This is a genomic window from Pseudomonas sp. GW821-FHT05D12 (assembly GCF_059419825.1).
Genome location: NZ_JBWKSN010000004.1, coordinates 438073 through 458823, shown reverse-complemented (window position 1 = coordinate 458823; position 20751 = coordinate 438073). Strand labels below are relative to the sequence as shown.

24 protein-coding genes, 1 pseudogene and 1 riboswitch are annotated in these 20751 nt (G+C 62.1%); of the genes and pseudogenes, 12 read left to right on the top strand and 13 right to left on the bottom strand.

The genetic code is table 11. The features are described 5' to 3' along the window. Positions 1-25: 25 nt before the first annotated feature. Positions 26-810, bottom strand: a pseudogene (locus tag AC07SI_RS10090) (AraC family transcriptional regulator). A 117-nt stretch (positions 811-927) separates the two neighbouring features. On the opposite strand from AC07SI_RS10090, the gene AC07SI_RS10085 reads away from it, so the two are divergent. Both AC07SI_RS10085 and AC07SI_RS10080 read left to right on the top strand, forming a co-directional pair. Further along, a complete protein-coding gene (locus tag AC07SI_RS10085; protein WP_065905999.1) occupies positions 928-1170 on the top strand; it encodes a DUF6555 family protein in 243 nt (80 codons plus the stop codon). Between the two features lie 14 nt (positions 1171-1184). Beyond that, a complete protein-coding gene (locus tag AC07SI_RS10080; RefSeq protein WP_065905997.1) occupies positions 1185-1448 on the top strand; it encodes a hypothetical protein in 264 nt (87 codons plus the stop codon). 99 nt (positions 1449-1547) lie between these two features. On the opposite strand, the gene AC07SI_RS10075 is transcribed toward AC07SI_RS10080, so the two are convergent. The 3 genes from AC07SI_RS10075 to AC07SI_RS10065 all read right to left on the bottom strand — a co-directional run bounded on the left by AC07SI_RS10075 (position 1548) and on the right by AC07SI_RS10065 (position 2753). Further along, positions 1548-1718: a metallothionein gene (locus AC07SI_RS10075; protein ID WP_016977247.1), complete on the bottom strand. Its 171-nt coding sequence runs from the start codon at positions 1716-1718 to the stop codon at positions 1548-1550. An 89-nt stretch (positions 1719-1807) separates the two neighbouring features. After that, a complete protein-coding gene (locus AC07SI_RS10070) occupies positions 1808-2260 on the bottom strand; it encodes a DMT family transporter (protein WP_065905995.1) in 453 nt (150 codons plus the stop codon). A 4-nt stretch (positions 2261-2264) separates the two neighbouring features. Beyond that, positions 2265-2753, bottom strand: coding sequence for a DMT family transporter (locus AC07SI_RS10065; RefSeq protein ID WP_065905993.1), 489 nt, complete (start codon positions 2751-2753; stop codon positions 2265-2267). 118 nt (positions 2754-2871) lie between these two features. Between AC07SI_RS10065 and AC07SI_RS10060 the strand changes: the two genes are divergently transcribed. Continuing rightward, positions 2872-3804, top strand: a complete 933-nt coding sequence (locus AC07SI_RS10060; RefSeq protein WP_065905991.1) for a LysR family transcriptional regulator — start codon at positions 2872-2874, stop codon at positions 3802-3804. Positions 3805-4003: 199 nt separating this feature from the next. Here the strand turns inward: AC07SI_RS10060 and AC07SI_RS10055 are convergent, their stop codons facing one another. The 3 genes from AC07SI_RS10055 to AC07SI_RS10045 all read right to left on the bottom strand — a co-directional run bounded on the left by AC07SI_RS10055 (position 4004) and on the right by AC07SI_RS10045 (position 7819). Next, positions 4004-5323: an Nramp family divalent metal transporter gene (locus tag AC07SI_RS10055; RefSeq protein ID WP_065905989.1), complete on the bottom strand. Its 1320-nt coding sequence runs from the start codon at positions 5321-5323 to the stop codon at positions 4004-4006. A 41-nt stretch (positions 5324-5364) separates the two neighbouring features. Beyond that, entirely contained in the window at positions 5365-6918 is a 1554-nt protein-coding gene (locus AC07SI_RS10050; protein WP_106804334.1) for a DUF726 domain-containing protein, read from the bottom strand. 103 nt (positions 6919-7021) lie between these two features. Beyond that, entirely contained in the window at positions 7022-7819 is a 798-nt protein-coding gene (locus tag AC07SI_RS10045) for an AraC family transcriptional regulator (protein WP_065905985.1), read from the bottom strand. Positions 7820-7926: 107 nt separating this feature from the next. Between AC07SI_RS10045 and AC07SI_RS10040 the strand changes: the two genes are divergently transcribed. From AC07SI_RS10040 to AC07SI_RS10020, 5 genes are all read left to right on the top strand, one after another. Further along, entirely contained in the window at positions 7927-8712 is a 786-nt protein-coding gene (locus tag AC07SI_RS10040; protein WP_065905983.1) for a crotonase/enoyl-CoA hydratase family protein, read from the top strand. Between the two features lie 79 nt (positions 8713-8791). Beyond that, the gene (locus AC07SI_RS10035; protein ID WP_065905981.1) at positions 8792-9751 is read left to right on the top strand and encodes a diiron oxygenase; all 960 of its coding nucleotides are present in this window, start codon (positions 8792-8794) and stop codon (positions 9749-9751) included. Between the two features lie 46 nt (positions 9752-9797). Further along, positions 9798-11702: an asparagine synthase (glutamine-hydrolyzing) gene (gene asnB / locus AC07SI_RS10030; RefSeq protein WP_106804336.1), complete on the top strand. Its 1905-nt coding sequence runs from the start codon at positions 9798-9800 to the stop codon at positions 11700-11702. Between the two features lie 53 nt (positions 11703-11755). After that, positions 11756-12658, top strand: coding sequence for an EamA family transporter (locus AC07SI_RS10025; RefSeq protein ID WP_065905977.1), 903 nt, complete (start codon positions 11756-11758; stop codon positions 12656-12658). A gap of 82 nt (positions 12659-12740) precedes the next feature. Further along, positions 12741-13142, top strand: coding sequence for a RidA family protein (locus AC07SI_RS10020; RefSeq protein ID WP_495005652.1), 402 nt, complete (start codon positions 12741-12743; stop codon positions 13140-13142). On the opposite strand, the gene AC07SI_RS10015 is transcribed toward AC07SI_RS10020, so the two are convergent. From AC07SI_RS10015 to AC07SI_RS10005, 3 genes are all read right to left on the bottom strand, one after another. Beyond that, positions 13132-14028, bottom strand: a complete 897-nt coding sequence (locus tag AC07SI_RS10015) for a LysR family transcriptional regulator (protein WP_495005651.1) — start codon at positions 14026-14028, stop codon at positions 13132-13134. The two genes, AC07SI_RS10020 and AC07SI_RS10015, sit on opposite strands and share 11 nt — an antisense overlap. 64 nt (positions 14029-14092) lie before the next feature. After that, on the bottom strand, positions 14093-14398 hold the full coding sequence (locus AC07SI_RS10010; RefSeq protein WP_065905971.1) for an XRE family transcriptional regulator: 306 nt from the start codon (positions 14396-14398) through the stop codon (positions 14093-14095). Beyond that, complete coding sequence (locus tag AC07SI_RS10005; RefSeq protein ID WP_495005650.1) at positions 14391-14756, bottom strand: type II toxin-antitoxin system RelE/ParE family toxin; 366 nt, start codon at positions 14754-14756, stop codon at positions 14391-14393. The genes AC07SI_RS10010 and AC07SI_RS10005 overlap by 8 nt, the downstream gene beginning before the upstream one ends. Before the next feature lie 246 nt (positions 14757-15002). Here AC07SI_RS10005 and AC07SI_RS10000 point away from each other — a divergent pair, with 246 nt between their 5' ends. Both AC07SI_RS10000 and AC07SI_RS09995 read left to right on the top strand, forming a co-directional pair. Next, positions 15003-16811: a monovalent cation:proton antiporter-2 (CPA2) family protein gene (locus AC07SI_RS10000; RefSeq protein WP_065905969.1), complete on the top strand. Its 1809-nt coding sequence runs from the start codon at positions 15003-15005 to the stop codon at positions 16809-16811. A gap of 72 nt (positions 16812-16883) precedes the next feature. Then, complete coding sequence (locus tag AC07SI_RS09995) at positions 16884-17438, top strand: DcrB/PsbP domain-containing protein (protein WP_065905967.1); 555 nt, start codon at positions 16884-16886, stop codon at positions 17436-17438. A 66-nt stretch (positions 17439-17504) separates the two neighbouring features. Here AC07SI_RS09995 and AC07SI_RS09990 read toward each other — a convergent pair whose 3' ends face one another. From AC07SI_RS09990 to AC07SI_RS09980, 3 genes are read right to left on the bottom strand one after another with little or no spacing between them, the layout of a single operon-like run. Next, the gene (locus tag AC07SI_RS09990) at positions 17505-18224 is read right to left on the bottom strand and encodes an alpha/beta hydrolase (RefSeq protein ID WP_065905965.1); all 720 of its coding nucleotides are present in this window, start codon (positions 18222-18224) and stop codon (positions 17505-17507) included. Positions 18225-18235: 11 nt separating this feature from the next. Next, the gene (gene cobF, locus AC07SI_RS09985; protein WP_120448236.1) at positions 18236-18991 is read right to left on the bottom strand and encodes a precorrin-6A synthase (deacetylating); all 756 of its coding nucleotides are present in this window, start codon (positions 18989-18991) and stop codon (positions 18236-18238) included. A 9-nt stretch (positions 18992-19000) separates the two neighbouring features. Further along, on the bottom strand, positions 19001-19591 hold the full coding sequence (locus tag AC07SI_RS09980; protein WP_120448235.1) for a histidine phosphatase family protein: 591 nt from the start codon (positions 19589-19591) through the stop codon (positions 19001-19003). A gap of 36 nt (positions 19592-19627) precedes the next feature. After that, positions 19628-19757, top strand: a riboswitch (cobalamin riboswitch). 32 nt (positions 19758-19789) lie between these two features. On the opposite strand from AC07SI_RS09980, the gene AC07SI_RS09975 reads away from it, so the two are divergent. Then, on the top strand, positions 19790-20002 hold the full coding sequence (locus tag AC07SI_RS09975) for a CbtB domain-containing protein (protein ID WP_065905961.1): 213 nt from the start codon (positions 19790-19792) through the stop codon (positions 20000-20002). 19 nt (positions 20003-20021) lie between these two features. Beyond that, a complete protein-coding gene (locus tag AC07SI_RS09970) occupies positions 20022-20750 on the top strand; it encodes a CbtA family protein (protein WP_495005649.1) in 729 nt (242 codons plus the stop codon). Position 20751 lies beyond the last annotated feature (1 nt).

Sequence of the window (20751 nt, the reverse complement as noted above, 5' to 3'; positions counted from 1 at the left end):
ATTTCTGAAGCATCGGCCAAGTGCTTCAGGATTTCGGCCAACCCCTCAGCCGACGTATTGCGAAGGCGCCACACCGAGTTCGCGGCGAAACATGTCGCTGAAACTGCTCGGCGAGTACCCAAGCGAACGTGCGATCGCACTGACAGACTGGCCCTGGATCAACTCCGCCACCGCCGTGGCCAGTTGCACCTGGCGGCGCCATTCGGCAAAGCCCATGCCCAGGTTGTGCTGGAACAGCCGCGCCAAGGTGCGCACGCTGGCACCGGCCGTGTCCGCATGCTGCTCGAAGGGGATTTCCAGGGACGGCTCGGCCATCACCGATTGGCACGCGTTGATCAGGCGCCGGTCGGCCTCGACCGGCATGGCGATGCGGATCTGCGAGCGACGCGCCCGTTGCAGTTCCAGCAGGGCCAGGCCGACCACCGCGTCGTAATACGCCGCGTCAGCGCTGTCGCCCTGCTCCACCAGCGCGACGATCAGCTCACGCAGCAGCCCGCCGACCTCAATCACCTGCACCTGGCTGTCCAGCGTCGCCGCCAATGATGGGCGCAGGTAGATATTGCGCATCTGCAGGTCCGACACCACCCGGATCCCGTGCTCCACCCCAGGCGGCAGCCACACGGCACGCTGGGGCGGCACCACCAGGGCTTCGCGGGGGGTCTCGACCCACATCACGCCGCTCATGGCGTAGAGCAATTGTCCCCAGTCGTGACTGTGGGGCTCCACGTACAACCCACGCGGGTAAGTACGCGCCAACGGCTGCACGGGGACGGCGTGATCACTGAGGTCGGGGGGCGCAGCCAGGGCCATGGGGAGCACATCAATCAAGGGTGAGCCGCCATGGTAATGACCACCGCTCGACAATCCGAGTGAATTTTTAGCGCCCGCGAGGATCACTTGCTTTACACCACCAGGGTTGATGGGCCAATGAATAACGCAAAACTGTTCGTGATCGACTACAGCCTCCATGGCGAGCCGAAGTCATTCATCATCCGCCTGGAAAAGCTCGACACCCTGGAAGCCTGGCATTGGGCAAGCTGTGATGCCGGCGTGGGCCGTATCGGCCGTTTCGCCCGTGAGCAGGTCAAGAAGACCAGCCGGGAGCAGGCCGAGAAGTTCGGCATTACCAACGTGCAATGGCGCCGCTCGGATGCGCGCGCTCAGGCTTGATCAGGGAGAGAACCATGGATTCAATCAACGGCAGGGCGCGCATTGATTACACCCGCGACACTTTGTTCGGGCCGCTGGCCAAACAGGCCGAGTGTCAAGTGAGCCTGCAACACGCGCCAGGCTGGCTGGTGCTGAAGGTCTTCCAGCCACTGCCGGATGATCTGCATGACGCGCAAACCGTCGTATTTGCGCTGGAGGGCCGCCGTACCAGCGGCGTGGTGAAGGACCGTCAACGCCTGCCCGATCATAGCCTGCGGCTCGAACTCGAACGCCAGTGACCGTAGAAACTGCGTAGGAGCCGGCTTGCCGGCGATGGCGACCTCAAGATTCGTGCAGTCCTTGGGGGCGCATCGCCGGCAAGCCGGCTCCTACGGGGGTTAGCCTTTAGCCGACTTGGCGCATTCGCAGCCAGTGGCCGCCGCACACGGCTCGCCATGGGCATGATGCTCCGCACAGCCCTGGCAGCAATAGCCCTTGCCGTCCTTCATTACCGCATCAGCTCCCAGCACACACTTGCAGTGTGGGCAGGCACAGGTTTTATCGGGCATGGTCAGACTCCTTCTTCATGGTCGTCCCGGTGCGGCGAGCGCCGGCACCTTAAGCAGTGACTGCGGCCCGCCGTCGATGGTTCAAACCATCAGTCGGTGCGCGTATTGCTGCGGTACATGAACACCAAAGCCAGGGCCAGACACGCCATTGCAACGATCCGGGCGCCCGACAATTCGATCGCCGGGTTGCCCAGCCAGCCGAAGTTGTCGATCAGCATGCCCATGCCCAGTTGGCCGAGGATCACCGCCACGGTGGCGACCGCCGTACCGACCACCGGCACCGCGCCGACCATCACCATCATGTACACCACACCAAACAGCGCACCGGTCAGTTGCCATTTAGGCACGTCCAACAGGGTCACGGGATAGGCCGGTTCGAAGAACAAAATCATCAGCGCGGTAACAATCGCCCCGACCACGAAGGTCACCAGGCTGCCGCGCAATACACCCACCGCCTGGCCCAGGCGACCATTGATCGCAGCCTGCACACTCAACACCGCCCCTGCGGCAATTACCAGTACCAATAACAGAATCAGATTCATCGCCTTAACCTCGTGCAATCAAAACAAGTGCCACCACAATCAACGCCAGGGCAATCCAGCGCTCGCCATTCACGCGCTTGCGCGCCGTGCCGAACCAGCCGAAATGGTCGATCAGCACGCTCTTGCCGACCTGGCCCGACAGAATCGCGATCATGGTCATGGCAATCCCGATATGCGGCGTGGCCAGGGTCAGCACCACCACGTACATCGGCCCCAGGAAGCCGCCGATCAATTGCCAGCGCGGCAGCTCGGACAGGGCCGGGCCCTTTTGCGGACCGCTGAACAACAGCAGCAAATACAGGATCGCCGAGCCGACGCCGAAGATGCTCAAGGTTGCCCACAAATGCCCGACTTGCACGCCCAGCGGCCCGAGCAGGCCGGCTTCGACCGACAGCCCCATACCGGCCAGGATCACCAACGGCAACAGCAGCAGCCGCAGGAGGTTTTTTTTCGGCTTGGCTTGCGCCACGCCCTCGATAGAACTTGCTTGCATACATCACCTGCACATCAACAAAGGATTGGATGACGCGCATTATCCGGTGGTCGTCCTGTGCGATAAATGGGAGCATACGGACAACACCTTTGCGCATTACGCACAACCTGGAGGCATGATGCAGGGCTTGAATGAATTGAGTTTCAAGGCGCTACGCCTGTTCGTCGCGGTGCTGGACCATGGCAGCTTTTCGGAAGTGGCACGCCGCGAGAGCCTGGCACCCTCCTCGATTTCCCGGCAGATCCAACTGATGGAACAGGCCCTCGGCCAGCAATTGCTCTATCGCCACACCCGCGCGGTCAGCCCTACCGAGGCCGGGCGTTTGCTGGGACGCCACGCGCGCTTGATGCTGGAACAACTCGAAGCCGCCGGCCAAGCACTGCAGGAGCAGGAAAGCGAACCCAGCGGCCTGGTGCGCATCAACGCGCCGATGGTCTTTGGCCAGCGCCACCTGGCACCGTGGCTGGGCGAGTTGTGCCGGCGCTACCCGAAGCTGCAACTGGATATCCAGCAGACCGACACCTACGTCGACCCGCTGCAAGACGGCACCGACCTGATGTTTCGCATCGGCGTGCTCAACGACTCCAGCATGCAGGCTCGCATCTTTGCCCCGCAGCGTTTTCGCCTTGCCGCCAGCCCCGCCTATCTGGCCCTGCATGGCACGCCGACCCACCCTGACGAACTGATCGACCATCAGTGCCTGGCCTACAAGGGCATCACCGGCCAGCAACGCTGGTTCTTCCGCAAGGGCCAGGGCGACTGGAAGCCCTACAGCGTCAAGGGCCCGATCACCGGTAACCACGCCGACACCCTCACCCACGCCGCCGAGCAAGGCCTGGGGCTGGTGGTGTTTCCCTCCTGGTTGATCGGCGAAGGCCTGCGCGCCGGCACGTTGCAGGCGGTACTGACGGACTATGAGGTGGCGACCACCCTGGAGCCCCAGCAGATCGCCGCGTTGTGGCCGGGGAGCCGACGGTTGTCGCTGAAGGTGCGCACGGTGATCGATTACTTCGTGGAGTGTTTTGGCAGCGTGCCGTATTGGGATCGGTGAGGCGGGTTGAGTGTGCAGGACATCGCTGCTGCGGATTTTTCCCACCCAATGAGGTAGGCCCGTTCTGTTTTTCCGGGCCAGCATTTTCCAGCACGGCAGGCTCGGGCAGACTCCCAGCAGATCTTTTTTTTGGGGAAACGCCATGGAAGTCGTGCATTACAAGAAAGTTTAAATCATCCCAATGGCCCCGCAGGCTTGATCAAAACACCCACTGGCCAATCAACCACGCATTCGCCCCACTGATCACCGCAAACAGGAACCACGCCAGCATCCTGGTCGGCAGCCGATTGACGAACGGTCCCATCAGTTGCTTGTCGCCGGTCATGCGAATCAGCGGGTACAGCGCGAATGGCAGCTGCAGGCTGAGCACCACCTGGCTGAGAATCAGCAGTTTGCCGATGGCGTCGTCGCCCATCAGCCATACGCCCAGGAACGCCGGGATCAGCGCCAGTCCACGGGTGATCAAGCGACGTTGCCAGCAAGGGATGCGCAGGTTGAGATAGCCCTCCATGATCACTTGCCCGGCGATGGTGCCGGTGAAGGTCGAGCTTTGCCCGGACGCCAGCAAGGCGACGCCGAACAGGATGCTGGCGAAGGCGCCGCCCACCAGTGGGTCCAGCAGGTGATAGGCGTCCTGGATCTCGACCACATCGGTGTGCCCGGTTTTGTGGAAGGCCGCGGCGGCGAGGATCAGGATCGCCGCATTGACCAGCAACGCCAGGGCCAGCGAGCCGATGGTGTCGATCCGGGCCAGCTTCACCGCGTCCTGTTTGCTGGCGAGGTCTTTGCCGATCAGCCGGGTTTGTACGATCGAGCTGTGCAGGTACAGGTTGTGCGGCATCACCGTGGCCCCGAGGATGCCGATGGCCAGGTACAACGGCGCAGCGTCGCTGATGGCCGACAATGAGGGCGTGAAGCCGCTGAACACGTCGGGCCAGTAAGGCTTGATCAGCACCAGCTCGATGAAGAAACACACGCCGATGGTCGCCACCAACGCCAGCATGATCGCTTCCAGGCGGCGAAAGCCCCGGTTTTGCAGGGCGAGGATCAGCAAGGTGTCAAAGGCAGTGATGACGATGCCGGTTGTCAGTGAAACCCCCAGCAGCAAGTGAAACGCCAGGGCACAGCCAAGCACTTCGGCGAGGTCGGTGGCGATGATCGAGACTTCCGCAAGCAGCCACTGGGTGCGTGCCGAACGCGGGCTGTAGCGCTCGCGGCACAGTTGCGCCAGGTCCTTGCCGGTGGCGATGCCCAGCCGCGAGCACAGGCACTGCACCGCCATCCCGGCGAGGCTGGCCAGCAGCACCACGAACAACAAGTTGTAGCCATAGCGCGACCCGGCCTCGATGGCCGTGGCCCAGTTGCCCGGGTCCATGTAGCCGATGGAGATCAGCAGCCCGGGGCCGGCAAACATGAGGATGCGTTTGAAGAACGAAGCGTTGGGATCAACGGCGACGGAGCCGGCCACTTCCGGTGGACAGAATGGAGCGGTAGCGATTTTCGGCAGGCTGAATTTCACGCGGTATCCCAGGCAAACACACAAGACAAGGGCGCAGCTTATCAGTCGGATGCGACCGTGCGCATCACCGTGTCCCGAGGCAGGTCAAACGTCTCGACCACCTGCACCACCAAGTCAATCTCCTGGTTCAGCGCTTCACGCTCCATGCGTTGGCGAATCAGCCCGACCACCAGCACCGCCAGGGTGGTGATCGAATACGCCGGGCCGGAAAACGCACGCACCCCGCTCACCAACAGCATGGCGGCGGCCAAGGCCTGGCCCACCACCGGGATCGCCGTGGCCGCCCCACGGCGCAGGATAAACCCGGTCAATCCGGCCAGTGCCGTCCCGCTCAACGCCGCCGTTGCAGAGCGGCCGACATCGAAACGGCTGAACACGCCCTGCTCCTTTTGCGCTGCCGCCTTGAGTTCAGCGTCGAACACTTGGCGGTCGGCCGTGCTCAGCTTGGCCTTGTACTGCTCGATCAGTTTTTCCGCGACCCGTGCTTCGACATCAGCCAAAGCCACCGTCTCCAGGGGCTCATCGAACTTGATCCCCAGGCGCTGCGCGACATCTTCGGCGATCTGGCGGTAATTAACGCCATGGCCACGGGCCAGATTCATGAAGCTGTCGCCGCCCATGCGCTGCAACTCGATGGCCAGCTTCAGCGGCTCGCGTACCGTGGCATCGATCGAGGCACTACGTTTTTGCGCCATCAACTCGGCGAGGAACTTCACTTCTTCCGGCCGCGCCTGCACCAGGGCCGGGAACAGGTCTGCGTCCTCCTCGGCAAAGCGCACCTCGCTGCTGCGCTGGTCGGCGCGGATCATGCCGCGCCGCTCCTGCAACAGGTCGGTGTACTGCACCACGGTCTGCAACTGCGGCCAGTAGGCGGCGTGATCGAAGCTGGCCAGGTGCACATTGGTGACCTTGGCCTTGAGCGCCGGGGTCACCGGGATTGCGTAACGACCAATGCAGCGCTCGGTGTCAGGTTTCATCGCCAAGGCCCAATCCTTGCTCGAGTGACAGTTGATCACCCGTCCCTTGAGCGGCGCCGAGACCTCGTCCCACGGGCTCGACGTACAGATCGCGCCGCCCATCAGCAGCAGGTTGTCCAACGGCAGCTCGCGAGCGGTTTCGGGGTTGGCCAACAGGCTCTTGACCAGAATGCGCGCGCCCAGGGAGTGGCCGATCAGGTTGATACGCCGCACTTGCAGCGCCTCCCCGTGCAGGTAACCGGCGAGTTCCGGCAGCAGGCTCCTGGCCACTTCGTCGACCCGGGCCTCGACACTTTTGTAATGGTCGAGGAAATAGGCAATCGCCTTGCCCACCCCCACGGTCGCCGCGCCGAGGCTACCACCGCCAAGCATCGCGGTGATCACGTCCTTGAACGGCGCAAACAGGTTTTCCAGAAAATGCCCCGCCGGCCAGAACAGCATCAGGTTGGTCGAGCCTTCGATCGCCGCCAACTGTTGCTTGAAATTGCCCAGTTGTTGCTGATTGAAGAACGCCGAATAACCGTGGACATAGAGATTGAGCACCTCCCCCTGCGGCTCGCCACACAACACGAACGTGGGCTTGCGAGTGCGGTGCATTTCATCCCACTGGTGCTGCATGGGGCGGTGACTCCTGGTGACAAGGGACGGCGATAGTAACAAAGGGTGAGACTCAACGCCGTACCGCTGGGGGGAAAGGCGCCAGGTTGGCACCCTCCTCCTTTCAGAACATCGACGCCGCCTTGGATTTGGCCAGGTAGCGCGCCGGTGAATCCCCCAGGTTGCGGCGAAACACCGAGGTGAATGCGCTGGAACTGCTGAAACCCAGCTCGAAGGCCACATCGGTAATCGACGAGCCGTGACTGAGCCGCGCCGTGGCCTCCAGCAGGCAGACCTGCTGTCGCCACGATACAAAGGTCATGCCGGTGCACTCCCGGAAGTTACGCGTAAAGGTGCGCCGGCTCATGCTCGACCAATCGGCCATTTCGCCGATGGAGATTTTCTGCGTCGGCGCTTCGAGAAACCGCTGACAAGAACGGGCCAGGCGCGACTCGGAGGGCAATGGCGCGCTGAGCGGCAGCTCGGGCATGGCGCCGATCTCGTCGATCAACAGGGTCAGCACGCAGCGGTCCCTGACACTCGGCGACGCCGACGGCCCGATGGCCAATGCCGCTTCCAGCAAATGCCGCAGCAGCGGCGACACCCCGAACACCTGGCAGTAATCCTGCAAGCCGGCGCGCTCGGCCGCATCGTCGTCCAGGTAGGTGTTGAGCATCACCACATCGCCGCGCATGTGCATCTCATGCGCCACCCCGCCCGGCACCCAGATCGCCCGTTGCGGCGGGACCACCCAGTTACCCAGGTCGGTGAACATCTTCAGCGCCCCCGTCGAGGCATAGGCGAACTGTCCCCGACGATGGGTGTGGCGTGGAAACACCGTGCCGGACGGGTACTCCCGCAGCGTCACCACCGCTTCGGGGCTGTCGAGTTCGTAAGGAGAAAAAGTGAAGGTCGGCGGCATGGCCCGATTTTGTCAAAGTATGACCTGACATAGCAAGCGGGCCATTACTCTGCCACCTAGAATCGTCGCTCCCCAAGTTGGGTTCATATCGAAGGGATACTCGGAAAATGACGATCAAAAACTACTTGGACGTACGAGTAGATGGCGCGGTGTTGATGGTGGGCCTCAACCGCCCGCAGAAGCGCAACGCCATGTCTCTCGAGGTCATGCATGAACTGCGCGAGACCTTCAGCAACCTGCCTGAAGGCATTGGTGCCGCCGTGCTCTACAGCACCAGCCAGCACTTCTGCACGGGGCTGGACCTGTCGGAAATCCGCGACCAATCGGTGATCGACAATGTCCAGGCCTTCCGTGAGTGGCATAAAACCTTTGAACTGATCCAGTTCGGCAAGGTGCCGGTTGTGGCCGCCATTACCGGTGCCGCTATCGGCGGCGGCCTGGAAATCGCCACGGCCTGCAGTATTCGCGTGGTCGATGACAGCGCGTTCTTCTCGCTGCCCGAAGCCATGCGCGGCCTGTATGTGGGCGTCGGCGCCTCGGTGCGCTTCCCGCGCATCGCCGGCATCGCCCTGATGACCGACATGATGCTCACCGGCCGCACGCTCTACGCCAAGGAAAGCTACGAGCGCGGCGTGGCGCAGTACCTGGTCCCGGTCGGCCAGGCGGTGCTCAAGGCGACTGAACTGGCGCACAAGATCGCCGGCAACCTGCCCATGACCAACTACGCGGTCACCCACGTGCTGCCACGCATCGTGGATCAAAGCCAGCAGGACGGCCTGATGACAGAAGCCTTGATTGCTGCAGTGGTGTCCTCCGACACCCGCACACAGGATCGCCTGGCGGATTTCCTGGATCGCAAGAAGGACAAGATCCAGACCGCCCCGGCGGTGTAACTCGCGGTCGTGAATGTTGCCGAGCTTCCTCGGCAAACCATGGATGGCCTTCACAACTCACTATCAACCCGGTGAAACCATGTTTCAGCACAGCACTCAAGACGATCTTTATCGCAGCAATGACGCAGCCGATGAACGATTGATCAAAATCGAACGCAGCTGGCACAAACGCGCACAGATCAAGCTCGATTCCCAACGCCCGGATATCCAGCTCGACCTGCAGGCCCCGGACTTTCTCGAGGCCCTGTTACCTTTCGCCCATGACCCGCACTACCAGCACTACCCCCACGCGCTGAAACTGCTGATCCTGTCGGCGGGCTGGGTGATCTACAACCAGAAAACCATCGCCATCGAAACCGAGATCATTTGCCCGTCCTGCATCGACCTGCTGCAACTGGGCTCGCGCCTGAGCTCAGCCAGCGCCGCGACCATTTCCGAAACCCTGGCGGATGAGGCCTACCACACACTGTTCTCGATCAACATGTGTGAATTGGCGATTACCCAGCGCGGCATGCGCATCAAATGGCCGGAGCTGGAATTGACCCGCCACTTGAGCCAGGCCCAGGCGACGATGTCCGAGGCGGACTTCAAGATCTACCGCCTGGCCTTCTCGCTGGTGTCGGAGACCTTCATCAGCGACTACCTGGCCGACCTCAGCGACGCACCCGAGATCCAGCCGGTGTTCCGTCACGTCGTGGCCCTGCACAAAAAAGACGAGCTGGTGCACAAGCACATCTTCCCGCTGTTCGTGCAGCAGGTGGTCGGCGACTTCACCGCGCAACAAACCACCTTGTTTACCCGGGGCATCGCCAACTCGATCCGGATTTTCCCGATGCGCGAGATTTCCGCGTGGCGAATCATCCTGCCGCAACTGCTTGAAGTGTTCGGCGATCGCTCGCTGCTGCTGCCCACCCAATTCATCGAGACCGGTGAAGCGGACTACTCGGCCATGCCCGAGATCCTCAACTCGATTGGCATACACCCAGCCTCGGTGCTGCCTGAGTTGCAGTTGATGCCGGAACCGGCAACCACCGTTTGAACACCAGCGTGCCGCTGACCAATACAAATTCAATAGAGTAAATCTTATGTGTGGATACATTGGCGTCTTTGCCAAACACCCTCGTGCGTTCAACCCGAACATGTTCGATGCAGCCCTGCGCGCCATCCATCATCGTGGTCCGGACAGCTCCAGCCAATGGTTCGACCCCAAGGGCCAGGCCGCTTTCGGGTATGTGCGCCTGGGCCTGGTCGGGCTGGGCAATGGCACCCAGCCGATCGTCGCCGATGAAGGCGACCTGGTGATGATGGTCAACGGCGAGTTCTACGACTATCAGCGCATTCGCGCAGAGCTGGAGGGTTACGGTTGCCGCTTCAAGACCTCCTCCGACAGCGAAATCGCCATGCACCTGTACCGCCGCCACGGCGTGCGCGGGCTCAAGCAACTGCGCGGCGAGTTCACCATCCTGATCTTCGATCGCCTGCGCAGAAAGCTGTTTGCCGTGCGTGACCGGGTCGGCGTCAAGCCGCTGTACTACACCGAGCATGAAGGCGCCTGGTACTTCGCCTCCGAAATCAAGGCGCTGCTGGCAGCCGGTGTGCCGGCGCAGTGGGACCACGAAGCCTACGCCAGCCGTGGCTTTATCCTGCGCGACCGCACGCTGTTCAACAATATTCGCAGCGTCAAGCCGGGTTGCTGGATCATCGCCGACGAAAGCGGCCTGCAGACCGAGCAGTACTGGGACTGGGACTTCCCCGATGCGCAGGCCACCGAGCAGCGCAGTGAAGCCGAGATCATCGACACGCTGCGCAGCACCATCGAGGAGTCCGTACGCCTGCGCCTGCATGCCGACGTACCGGTCGGCGTCTGCCTGAGCGGCGGGCTGGACTCCTCGGCAATGCTGGGCATCGCCACCGAGCTGACCGGCCAGCCCCTGCAGGCCTTCCACTTGTCCTTCGAGGGCGAGCAGGCCTACGACGAACGCCAGTACGCCGAAGTGGCCGCCCGGCATAACCGCGCCCACCTCAACGTGTTGTCCGTGAACTCCTCTGACATGGCGGACAACTTCGAAAACGCGCTGTGGCACGCCGAGATGCCGTTCGCCAACGCCCACAGCGTGGCCAAGTACCTGCTGTGCAAGTTCGTGCAGGGCCAGGGCATGCGCGCGGTGCTGACCGGCGAAGGCGCCGACGAAGTCTTCGGCGGCTATCCGCATTACCGCCGCGACATGCTGCTGTACAACCACGAACACCAGGACCCGGCGGTGATCGCCGAACTCACCCGACGCCTGCACAGCAGCGAAGATCGCTACCTGCCCGGCGGCAAGAATGACGTGAAGTGGGTGCAGGACGAACTCGGCCACGGCGTGTCGTGGCTGCAGACCCAGTCCGCGTTGTTCGGCCCGCTGGCGCAGCTGTATACCGATGAGTTCCGCGAGCGCTTCTGCGACGTGGATGCCTATCGCCAGTTCTACGACCGTCTGAGCCCCCGCGCGCTCGAAGGCTGGGAGCCGGTCAACCGCTCGCTGTACATGGTCGCCAAATCCAGCCTGCCGAACGTGGTCCTCACCTCGCTGGGCGACCGCATGGAAATGGCCGGCAGCCTCGAAGGCCGCCCGCCGCTGCTGGACCACCAGGTGATCGAAGCCGCCTGCCGCCTGCCGGTGAACATGAAAGTGCGCGGCGCCACCGAGAAATACGCGCTGCGCGAAGCCATGCGCCCGTATGTGCCGCAGGCGGTGCTGGATCGCAAGAAACAGTACTTCCGCGCGCCGCCGGCGTCCGAAAGCCCGCAGTCGAAGCTGTTCGAAATGATCCACGACGTCCTGAGCGGCCCGGCCTTGAGCAACGTACCGTTCTTCGATCCGCGTAAAGTGCGCGCCTTGCTGGCTACACTGCCCAGCCTGTCGCCGGCCCAACGTGCTTCGGCCGACAACCTGCTGATGGAAATGGCCGGGCTGTGCCTGATGCAACAACGCTTCGCCCTGAACTGATTTGCACGCGGCGCACCGCGATTGCGGTGTGCCGCCTGACCCAAGGAGGGTCCATGCTGAAAAAACATTTGTCACTCGCCGTTCTCGTCACCCTGGTCTGGGGGGTGAACTTCCCCATCACTAAACTGGGCCTGCGCTCGATCGATCCGTTTGTGCTCACGGGTATCCGCTTCGCGCTCGCCGCCTTGCCGCTGGTGTTCTTCATCAAGCGCCCGGCCGTGAAGTTCAGCTATGTCGCCGCCTACGGCTTTATCTTCGGGCTGGGCATGTGGGGCGTGATCAACTACGGGATCCAAGTGGGCGTGAGCCCCGGCATTGCCTCATTGATCATTCAGCTCAGCGTGTTTTTCACCATGGGTTGGGGCTTTGTGTTGTTCAAGGAAAAAATCCGTGGCGCGCAGATGCTCGGTGCACTCCTGGCCCTGATCGGCCTGGCGGGGATCATCTCCACCCAGGAAGGCAACCACGCGGTACTCGGGGTCATGCTGATCGTGCTCAGCGCGGTGGCCTGGAGCGTGGGCAACGTGATTATCAAGAAATCCGGGGTCAAGGAGATCTTCTCGTTCATGGTGTGGGCCAGCCTGATCCCACCGATCCCGCTGTTTCTCACGGCCTGGCTGATGCACGGCAGTGCGCCGTTCGAAAGCCTGCAGGCGAGCCTCGACCTGACGGCGATCCTGTCCATCCTGTTCCAGGTGTACCTGGCCACGCACTTCGCCTACTGGGGCTGGAACTCGCTGCTCAAGCTGTACCCGGTGTCCACCGTGGCGCCGCTGTCGTTGCTGATTCCGGTGTTCGGGATCACCAGTTCGATGCTGATTATCGGCGAGCGTATTTCCACGCCGAACCTGATTTCGATCGGCATCATCATCGCCGGGCTGGCCGTGGGGCTGTATCGCAAGCCGGCGAACCTGGCACCTGTAGAGCCGCAGCCGATTGTGCATATGGATAGATAGTCATGGCATGAATTCGGGATTTTGTTCGCCCATCCAGTGCTCTAGCCTGGGTCCGGTCTTGTACTGAACCCAAGGAAACACCATGAGCACGCCCGAATTCTTTGTCACCCCAGGCTATGGCGACTACCTGCGCGAACACCTGCACTACTCGCAAGCGGTAAAGGTCGGCAATCGCGTGGAAACCTCCGGCCAGGGCGGCTGGGACGATGAATTGCAGATCCCCGCCGACCTGGGCGAGGAAATCGCCCAGGCGTTTCACAACCTGGAGCGCACCCTGGCCACCGCCGGCGCCAGTTGGGAGCACGTGATCCACGTCAACTCCTACCACGTCGGCGGTTTCCCGCCCGAGGTCAACGAGGCGATGGTCAAGCACTACCGCCAGTACATGCCCAACCATGCGCCGATCTGGACGCAACAGGGCGTCGAAGCGCTGGGCTTGCCGACCATGCGCGTGGAAATCCGCGTGATCGCGATCATTCCCTGACCCCGAACGTACCGATCACCCAATCGGCGAATACCTTGAGCCGCGCGCTCTGGTGCCGGTTGGGCGGGTAAAGAATATGCAGCGGTGTGGCCGGGCGTGACCAGTGCGGCAACACGCTGACCAGTTGGCCGGTGTCCACGTAGTGCTGCACGATTGCCTTGAAATGCTGCCCGACGCCCAGGCCGGCGAGCAGCATTTCCTTGAGGCCGTTGCCCTCGTTGGTGGAAAACGCGCAGTTTTCCACCTCGATGCGCGTGTCGCCCTGCTCGAAAATCAACGGTTCCGGCTTGCCCGAGCCGGCGAAGAAATAGCCGACGTTATGGTGATGTTGCGCCAGGTCCTGCGGGGACACCGGTACACCTCGGCGCTCCAGATAAGCCGGCGCAGCGCAGGTGAGGTACTCAAGGTCCGTGACCTTGCGACCGATCATCGCCATGTCCTCCAGCTTGCCGGCGCGGATCACGCAATCAACCCCCTCCCCCACGATATTCACTGAGCGATCACTGATGCCCAGGGCGACCGTGATATCGGGATACTCGCGGTGAAAATCCACCAGCGCCGGAATCAACAGGCAATTGGCGAACGACGCCGGTGCGTCTACCCGTAAATGCCCGCTGGGCTTGAGGGTTTGCCCGCGCACGGCGCTGTCGACTTCATCCAGCTCTGCCACCAGGCGCCGGGCATGGCGGTAGTACTCCAGCCCTTCGGACGTCGGCGCCAGCGCACGCGTGGTGCGGTGCATCAACTTGATGCCCAGGTGCATTTCCAGGTCGTTGATCAACTTGCTGGCGGTGGAGCGCGGCAATCCCAACTGGTCGGACGCACGGCTGAATGAGCCGGTTTCGACCACACGGACGAAGGCGCGCATGGCAAGAAGCTGATTCACGAGAGCGACCCTTTAAGGAATACCCGGCGCATGCCGTGGCGATTGCCAAACACCCTGCTGGACTTCAGCACGCGAAGTTTTCGATCTTGACCTGGCCGTCGGGAAACGTCGCGATGATTTCCAACTCGCCGCCCATCGCGCGGATGTAGTCACGCAACGTACTGATGTACATATCGGTGCGCCTTTCCATTTTGGAGACGGCGGCCTGGTTGATATTCAATATTTTCGCCAGGCTTTCCTGGCTCAACTGCTGAGCCTTGCGCAGTTCGTGCAGCGGCATTTCCTTGAGGTGTTGCTCAAGCAACTGCTCGGCTTCGGCACGCGCCTGCGGCGTCATGCGAGCTTGGAGTTCGGCGAATTTCTTAGCCACGGTTACGGCCCTCTTTACGCAATATTTCTACATGCACGTCGTACAGCTTTTCTGCCACGGCGACGTGCGTTTCATACCATCGATGTTGTCCGGTCTTATCACCGCCCATCAGTAACAACGCACATCGTCGCGGATCAAACGCGTACAACACCCTATAAGGCCGCCCCGCGTGCTGGATGCGCAGTTCTCGCAAGTTGCCGTGCCGAGAGCCCCTGATGTCGCTGCTGTGGGGAAAACTCAAACCCGGCCCGAAGAGGCCCAGCAGATCAACGCTGGCCGACACCGAAACCTGCTCTTTTTCACCCAGATGTTCCCACCAGGCCCCGAATTCATCCGTGTATTCAATTTCCCAGCTCATGCAAATATGCCATCCAAGGAATATAAACTCAAGAGCCTGAAAACTAGTAGATAAACCGGATGAGCTGCCACCCGCCAACCTCGGGAAATTGTTTGTACATCCTTCCTGGGTGGCGGCGGAATAGTGCCTACGCAATAGAAATGGCGCCCCATGCACGGTAGCTCGCTGCAAAAACACAATTATCGAAATGTAAAAAGCGCTCTAATACCCGCCTGTTGACTGGTTTTGAAGATCCTGGAGTTCGCAATGCCCCATGAAGGCAACCTGTTACAAGCAGCCGTGGTGTTCCTGCTCGCCGCCGTGCTGACCGTGCCCCTGGCCAAACGCCTGCAACTGGGCGCGGTCCTGGGCTATCTGTTTGCCGGTGTGATCATCGGCCCCTCCGTGCTGGGTTTGGTCGGCAATCCGCAAAGCGTGGCGCAGTTCTCGGAGCTGGGCGTGGTACTGCTGCTGTTTATCATTGGCCTGGAGTTGTCGCCCAAGCGTTTGTGGGTGATGCGCAAGGCGGTGTTCGGGGTGGGCCTGGCCCAGGTGCTGTTGACCGGCCTGGTGATGGGGGCCGTGGCGTTGTGGCTGTTTGGCCAGCCCTGGAACAGCGCGATCGTGCTGGGCCTGGGCCTCGCGCTGTCGTCCACCGCGTTTGGCCTGCAGAGCCTGGCCGAGCGCAAGGAGCTGAACCAGCCCCACGGGCGCCTGGCGTTTGCCATCCTGTTGTTCCAGGACATTGCCGCAATCCCGCTGATCGCCATGGTGCCGCTGCTGGCCGGCAGCGATCATCCGACCACCGAGGCCCAGGGCCTTCAACACGTGCTGCAGATCCTCGGCAGCATCGCCGTGGTGATCATCGGCGGCCGCTACCTGTTGCGGCCGGTGTTTCGCATCGTCGCCAAGACCGGCCTGCGTGAAGTCTCCACCGCCACCGCGTTGCTGGTGGTGATCGGCACCGCCTGGTTGATGGAACTGGTGGGCGTGTCCATGGCCCTCGGCGCCTTCCTCGCCGGCCTGCTGCTGGCGGACTCGGAGTACCGTCACGAACTGGAATCCCAGATCGAGCCGTTCAAGGGCCTGCTGCTCGGGCTGTTTTTCATCAGCGTGGGCATGGGCGCCAACCTCAGCCTGTTGCTCAGCTCGCCGCTGGTGGTGATCGGCCTGACGCTGCTGCTGATCGGTCTGAAGCTGCCGCTGCTCTACGCCGTGGGCCGCATGGTCGGTGATCTCAACCGCGAAAGCGCGCTGCGCCTGGGCGTGGTGCTGGCGGCAGGCGGGGAATTCGCCTTCGTGGTGTTCAAGATCGGTCGCGACCAGGGCCTGTTCGAACCGCACCTGTACGACATCCTGGTGCTGACCATTACCCTGTCCATGGCCGTGACGCCGCTGCTGCTGTTGGTGTGCCCGAAGCTGTTCAAGCCCAAGGTCAAGCCGGTGGAAGTGCCCGAGGAATACCGCACCATCGAAAGCGATGCACCGCGCGTGGTGATCGCCGGCATGGGCCGCATGGGGCAGATCGTGGCGCGGATCCTGCGTGCGCAGAACATCTCGTTCATCGCCCTCGACACTTCGGTGGAAACCATCGAGCTGACCCGCAGTTTCGGCGGCATGCCGGTGTTCTATGGCGACCCGCAACGCCCGGAAATCCTGCATGCCGCCAAGGTCGACCAGGCGGAATTCTTCGTGATCGCCATGGACGACCCGGAGATCAACATCAAGACCGCCGAGCTGGTGCGCAGCCTCTACCCGCACATGAAGATCATCGCCCGCGCGCGTAACCGCCAGCACGTGCACCGCCTGGTGGACCTGGATGCCTCGCCGGTGCGCGAGACCTTCTACTCCAGCCTGGAAATGAGCCGCCGTACCCTGGTGGGCCTGGGCTTGAGCCAGGCCCAGGCCGATGCGCGCATCACCCGTTTCAAAAACCACGACTTGCAAGTCCTCGCCGCCCAACACGCGGTGTACGACGATGCGGCCAAGGTCATGCAGACCGCCCAGGAAGCCCGTGCAGAACTGGCGCGACTGTTTGAGATGGATCGGCTCGAGGAGGAGTCCGACAAGGTGTAAGGCTTCGGATGAACGATATTGCGAAATTTCTGACAGAATATGCCGCAATTTCGTTCATCCCTGGAGCGCTTCATGGCCACTTTCACCAAGACCGCCGTCCTGCTGGCCCTTGCGCTTACCGCCGGCAGCGCCTTCGCTGCTGCCAAGCCTGCCACGCAAACCCTCTCCACACTGGGCGGTAAGTTCACTTTCAGCCTGCCCAAGGCCTACGTCGCCGACACCCTGCCGGCCGGCAAGGCCGAAGATGGCACCGCCGACACCCAAGGCACGATGTACGCCAACCAGACCACGAAAAGCGTGGTGATCGTCGCCGAAACCGTGCGTAACGACGGAGTTACCATCCAGGACAACGACACGCAGTTCCTCGACGGCGCCGTGGCCGGCTTCGTCAAGGACCAGACCGCTGCACTGCCCGACTTCAAGAAACTCAGCGAGAAGAAACTCACGTTCAAGGGCCTGGGGTTGCGCCAGGTGGACAGCACCGCCACCCAGGGCGGCGGCAAGACCTTGAACTCCACTTTCCTCGGCGGTTCGGGCAACCATTTGCTGGTGATCCAGGCCATCTCGCGGGCCGATGATGTGAAGGGGCATGCGGAGTTGGTGAAGCAGATCACCGGCGGCAAGTGAGCCGATCTTCCTGACATCACCAACAAATGTGCGAGCTGGCCAGCCAGCTCCCACACTTAGCCAACGTCAGTTCAGGCTTTTTTCCAGCCAAACCTTCAGGTCCTGCACCTCCGCCTCGCTGATGGTATGCGGCATGCCCGGATAGCCATGAAACTCCGGCGTCAGCCCCAACCCCGTCAGCACCTCATTCGCGCGCGTCGCCGACGTATACGGCAGCGCCTGGTCCAGGGTGCCGTGGCCGATAAAGATCGCCAGCTGTTTCAGGCGTTCATCCGGCTTCAGCTCGGCCTTGAGCACCGGCAACACGCTGCCACTCAACGCCGCAATCCCACGCACCAACGCAGGCTTACGCAAGCCCACCTCGTAGGACATGATCGCACCCTGGCTGAAACCGACCAGGAACACCCGGTCACTCTGGGTGTGGTATTTGGCGGTGGCCTGGGTCACGAAGTCTTCGAGCAGTGTGGCGCTGCGCTGCAAATCAGCCGTTTCGCCGTTGTACTCGCCGTCGCCCGGGGTCTTGGTAAACCAGCGAAAACCATGCGGGTCGACCGGCATCGGCGCACGGGCCGACAGGTAGGTCCAAGTGGAGGGCAGCGCGTCCTTGATGCCAAACAGGTCCTCCTCGTTGCTGCCGAACCCGTGCAGGAAAATCACCAGTGGCTGGTTGCGCGCATCGCCCTGGGTCTGTTCCAGGTATGAAAGCGGCAAATCGGTATGCAGGCTGGTATCGGCCTGGGCGGCACCGGCCACCAGGGCCAGCGCCAGGGCAAACAGTTTGAGCATGGGACGTTACCTCAGGGTTTGCGCAACAAATAAGTGTCCATGATCCAGCCATTCTCCAGGCGCGCCGCCTTGCGCACCCGTTCAATTTCTCCAGCCACTTCGCTGACCTTGCCGCTGATCAGGATTTCATCCGGCGTGCCCAGGTAGGCGCCCCAATAAATATCCAGGCCTTGATCCGCCACGCTGCGGTAGGAATCTTCGGCATCGAGCATTACCACCAGGGTATCGGCATCACTCGCCTGCCCTGCGGCCAAACGGCGCCCGGTGGTGATTTCGACGGACTTGCCGATGCGGTTCAGCGCCACCTTGTGCTGGGCCGCCAGGGCTTGCACGCTGGTGATGCCGGGGATGACTTCAAACTCAAAGTGGCAGCGGCCACTGGCGAGGATCGCCTGCAGGATACGAATGGTGCTGTCGTACAGCGCCGGGTCTCCCCAGGCCAGGAAAGCGCCGACTTCACCGTCAGCCATTTCCTCATTGATCATGCGTTCGAACGTCGCCTGCTTGTCGCGGTTGAGGTCCTGTACGGCCGTGGTGTAGTCGATATCCCCGCGCACACGCTCGGGGCAGTCGGCCTCGACGAAGCGGTAGCCGGGCTCGGTGATGTAGGTCTCGCAAATCTCGCGACGCAGGTCGATCAGCTTGTCCTTGCTCTGGCCCTTGTCCATCAGGAAAAACACGTCGGTGCGGTTCAGCGCTTTCACGGCCTGCATCGTGATGTAGTCAGGGTTGCCGGCGCCAATGCCGATGATCAGGATGCGTTTCATGGGTTGCTCTCAGTGCGGGGCGTGGATTTTGCCATGTTCATGCGGCCAGGCGTGAGTTTCCAGGCGCAGGCGCCAGACAGTGTTGAAGCGCAGTTCGGTGGCGCAGAGTGGCTCGACGTCGATCCGGTAGAACATCGCGACGGGCAACTGCAACACGTACAGCATCGCGGCGCGGATGACAAAGGGATGGGTGATAGCCACTACGTGCCCGGGCTGTGTTTCGAGGGTTTTCATCCACTGTGCCACGCGTGCGCAAATCTGCTCGACCGACTCGCCACCGTGGGGCGCACTGGCACTGTTGGTCATCCAGTCCTGCAACTGGCCATGATCCAACTCGCTGATGGCCTGGCCCTTCCAATCGCCGAAGTTGCCATCGCGCAGGGCTTCTTCAATCACCGGCGCACTGCCGAACAAACCCGCCGTCTGCCGGGCGCGAGCCTCGGGTGCGCAGAGCAGGCGCAGGTTTTTCGGGTAGCGCCCGGCCAGCGATGACGCGGCAGCTTGCCAGTCCATCGCCACCGATTCGTCATCGGGAAAGCGCCCCTGCTTTTGCAACGGCGTGATGGCATGGCAGATAAGGGTCAGACGGGTGGCCTGCATCACAATTTCACTCTGTTTCAGCGCGCAGTCAGCGTAGACTGGCAAAGTTGTTTCAACATGTTACAACGAACATGAAAGAGGAAGCCGGTTCGATTCCGGCGCGGTCGCGCCACTGTATTCGGCCCAGTAGCCGTAAGCCAGACCCTGTTTCAGCCCCTTCGCTATCCATTTCGGGACGCGTCATCCCTGGAGGTTCTCATGGCTAACACTGCTGCAACCCATCCTGATGTCTATGTGCCGACGATCCCGCTGGGCGAAATCCTGCCCTGGGCGATCTTCGGCGGCCTGCTGCTGATGCTGGCGATTTACTTCGTCGGTGCCGAGCAAGGCGCCACTGCGGTGTTCAAGGGCATGTACGTGCACGAGTTTGTGCACGACGGTCGCCACCTGCTGGGTTTCCCCTGCCATTAATTCATAAGGGAGACACACCATGACAGGGCAATTACTCGTACGCGGGATGCTGGTGGGCCTGCTCGCCGGCGTGTTGGCCTTCGGTTTCGCCAAGGCCTTCGGCGAGCCGCAGATCGACAAGGCCATCGCCTTTGAAGACCAGATGGCACAGATGCACGGCGATGCGCCGGAAGAAGAACTGGTGAGCCGCAAGGTGCAAAGTACCTTCGGCCTGTTCACCGGCGTGGTGGTCTACAGCGTGTCCCTGGGTGGCCTCTTCGCCCTGGTGTTCGCCTACGCCCTGGGCCGCATCGGCAAGGTCGGCCCGCGCGGCCTGGCGGCGCTGCTGGCATTGGCGGCCTTTGTGACGCTTATCCTGGTGCCCGGGCTCAAATACCCGGCCAACCCGCCTTCGGTGGGGGACCCGCAGACCATTGCACAGCGCACCAGGCTGTTCTTCCTGATGCTGCTGGTGTCGGTGGCGGCGGCCGTGATCGCGATCAACGCCGCGCGCAAGCTGATTGCCCGCCGTGGCGTGTGGAGCGGCGCGATCCTCGGCGTGGCGCTGTACATCGTGATCGTCGCAGTGGCCGGCAGCCTCTTCCCGGTGATCAACGAAGTGCCGGAGCAGTTCTCGGCCGTGCTGCTGTGGAAATTTCGCGTGGCCTCGTTGGGCATCCAGTTGGTGCTGTGGACCACCCTGGGCCTGGTGTTCGGGGCGGTGGCCGAGCGCAAGCTCAGCCAGCCAAAAGCCCGATTCAACTCCTGAG

Excerpts from the sequence above, each read along its gene's own strand:
- asnB (WP_106804336.1), top strand. The coding sequence starts at position 9,798 with ATGTGTGGATACATTGGCGTCTTTGCCAAACACCCTCGTGCGTTCAAC.
- AC07SI_RS10025 (WP_065905977.1), top strand. The coding sequence starts at position 11,756 with ATGCTGAAAAAACATTTGTCACTCGCCGTTCTCGTCACCCTGGTCTGG.
- AC07SI_RS09970 (WP_495005649.1), top strand. The coding sequence starts at position 20,022 with ATGACAGGGCAATTACTCGTACGCGGGATGCTGGTGGGCCTGCTCGCC.
- AC07SI_RS10000 (WP_065905969.1), top strand. The coding sequence starts at position 15,003 with ATGCCCCATGAAGGCAACCTGTTACAAGCAGCCGTGGTGTTCCTGCTC.
- AC07SI_RS10060 (WP_065905991.1), top strand. The coding sequence starts at position 2,872 with ATGCAGGGCTTGAATGAATTGAGTTTCAAGGCGCTACGCCTGTTCGTC.
- AC07SI_RS10020 (WP_495005652.1), top strand. The coding sequence starts at position 12,741 with ATGAGCACGCCCGAATTCTTTGTCACCCCAGGCTATGGCGACTACCTG.
- AC07SI_RS10075 (WP_016977247.1), bottom strand. The coding sequence starts at position 1,718 with ATGCCCGATAAAACCTGTGCCTGCCCACACTGCAAGTGTGTGCTGGGA.
- AC07SI_RS09990 (WP_065905965.1), bottom strand. The coding sequence starts at position 18,224 with ATGCTCAAACTGTTTGCCCTGGCGCTGGCCCTGGTGGCCGGTGCCGCC.
- AC07SI_RS10085 (WP_065905999.1), top strand. The coding sequence starts at position 928 with ATGAATAACGCAAAACTGTTCGTGATCGACTACAGCCTCCATGGCGAG.
- AC07SI_RS09980 (WP_120448235.1), bottom strand. The coding sequence starts at position 19,591 with ATGCAGGCCACCCGTCTGACCCTTATCTGCCATGCCATCACGCCGTTG.
- AC07SI_RS09975 (WP_065905961.1), top strand. The coding sequence starts at position 19,790 with ATGGCTAACACTGCTGCAACCCATCCTGATGTCTATGTGCCGACGATC.
- AC07SI_RS10005 (WP_495005650.1), bottom strand. The coding sequence starts at position 14,756 with ATGAGCTGGGAAATTGAATACACGGATGAATTCGGGGCCTGGTGGGAA.
- AC07SI_RS10050 (WP_106804334.1), bottom strand. The coding sequence starts at position 6,918 with ATGCAGCACCAGTGGGATGAAATGCACCGCACTCGCAAGCCCACGTTC.
- cobF (WP_120448236.1), bottom strand. The coding sequence starts at position 18,991 with ATGAAACGCATCCTGATCATCGGCATTGGCGCCGGCAACCCTGACTAC.
- AC07SI_RS10070 (WP_065905995.1), bottom strand. The coding sequence starts at position 2,260 with ATGAATCTGATTCTGTTATTGGTACTGGTAATTGCCGCAGGGGCGGTG.
- AC07SI_RS10065 (WP_065905993.1), bottom strand. The coding sequence starts at position 2,753 with ATGCAAGCAAGTTCTATCGAGGGCGTGGCGCAAGCCAAGCCGAAAAAA.
- AC07SI_RS09995 (WP_065905967.1), top strand. The coding sequence starts at position 16,884 with ATGGCCACTTTCACCAAGACCGCCGTCCTGCTGGCCCTTGCGCTTACC.
- AC07SI_RS10040 (WP_065905983.1), top strand. The coding sequence starts at position 7,927 with ATGACGATCAAAAACTACTTGGACGTACGAGTAGATGGCGCGGTGTTG.
- AC07SI_RS10045 (WP_065905985.1), bottom strand. The coding sequence starts at position 7,819 with ATGCCGCCGACCTTCACTTTTTCTCCTTACGAACTCGACAGCCCCGAA.
- AC07SI_RS10080 (WP_065905997.1), top strand. The coding sequence starts at position 1,185 with ATGGATTCAATCAACGGCAGGGCGCGCATTGATTACACCCGCGACACT.
- AC07SI_RS10035 (WP_065905981.1), top strand. The coding sequence starts at position 8,792 with ATGTTTCAGCACAGCACTCAAGACGATCTTTATCGCAGCAATGACGCA.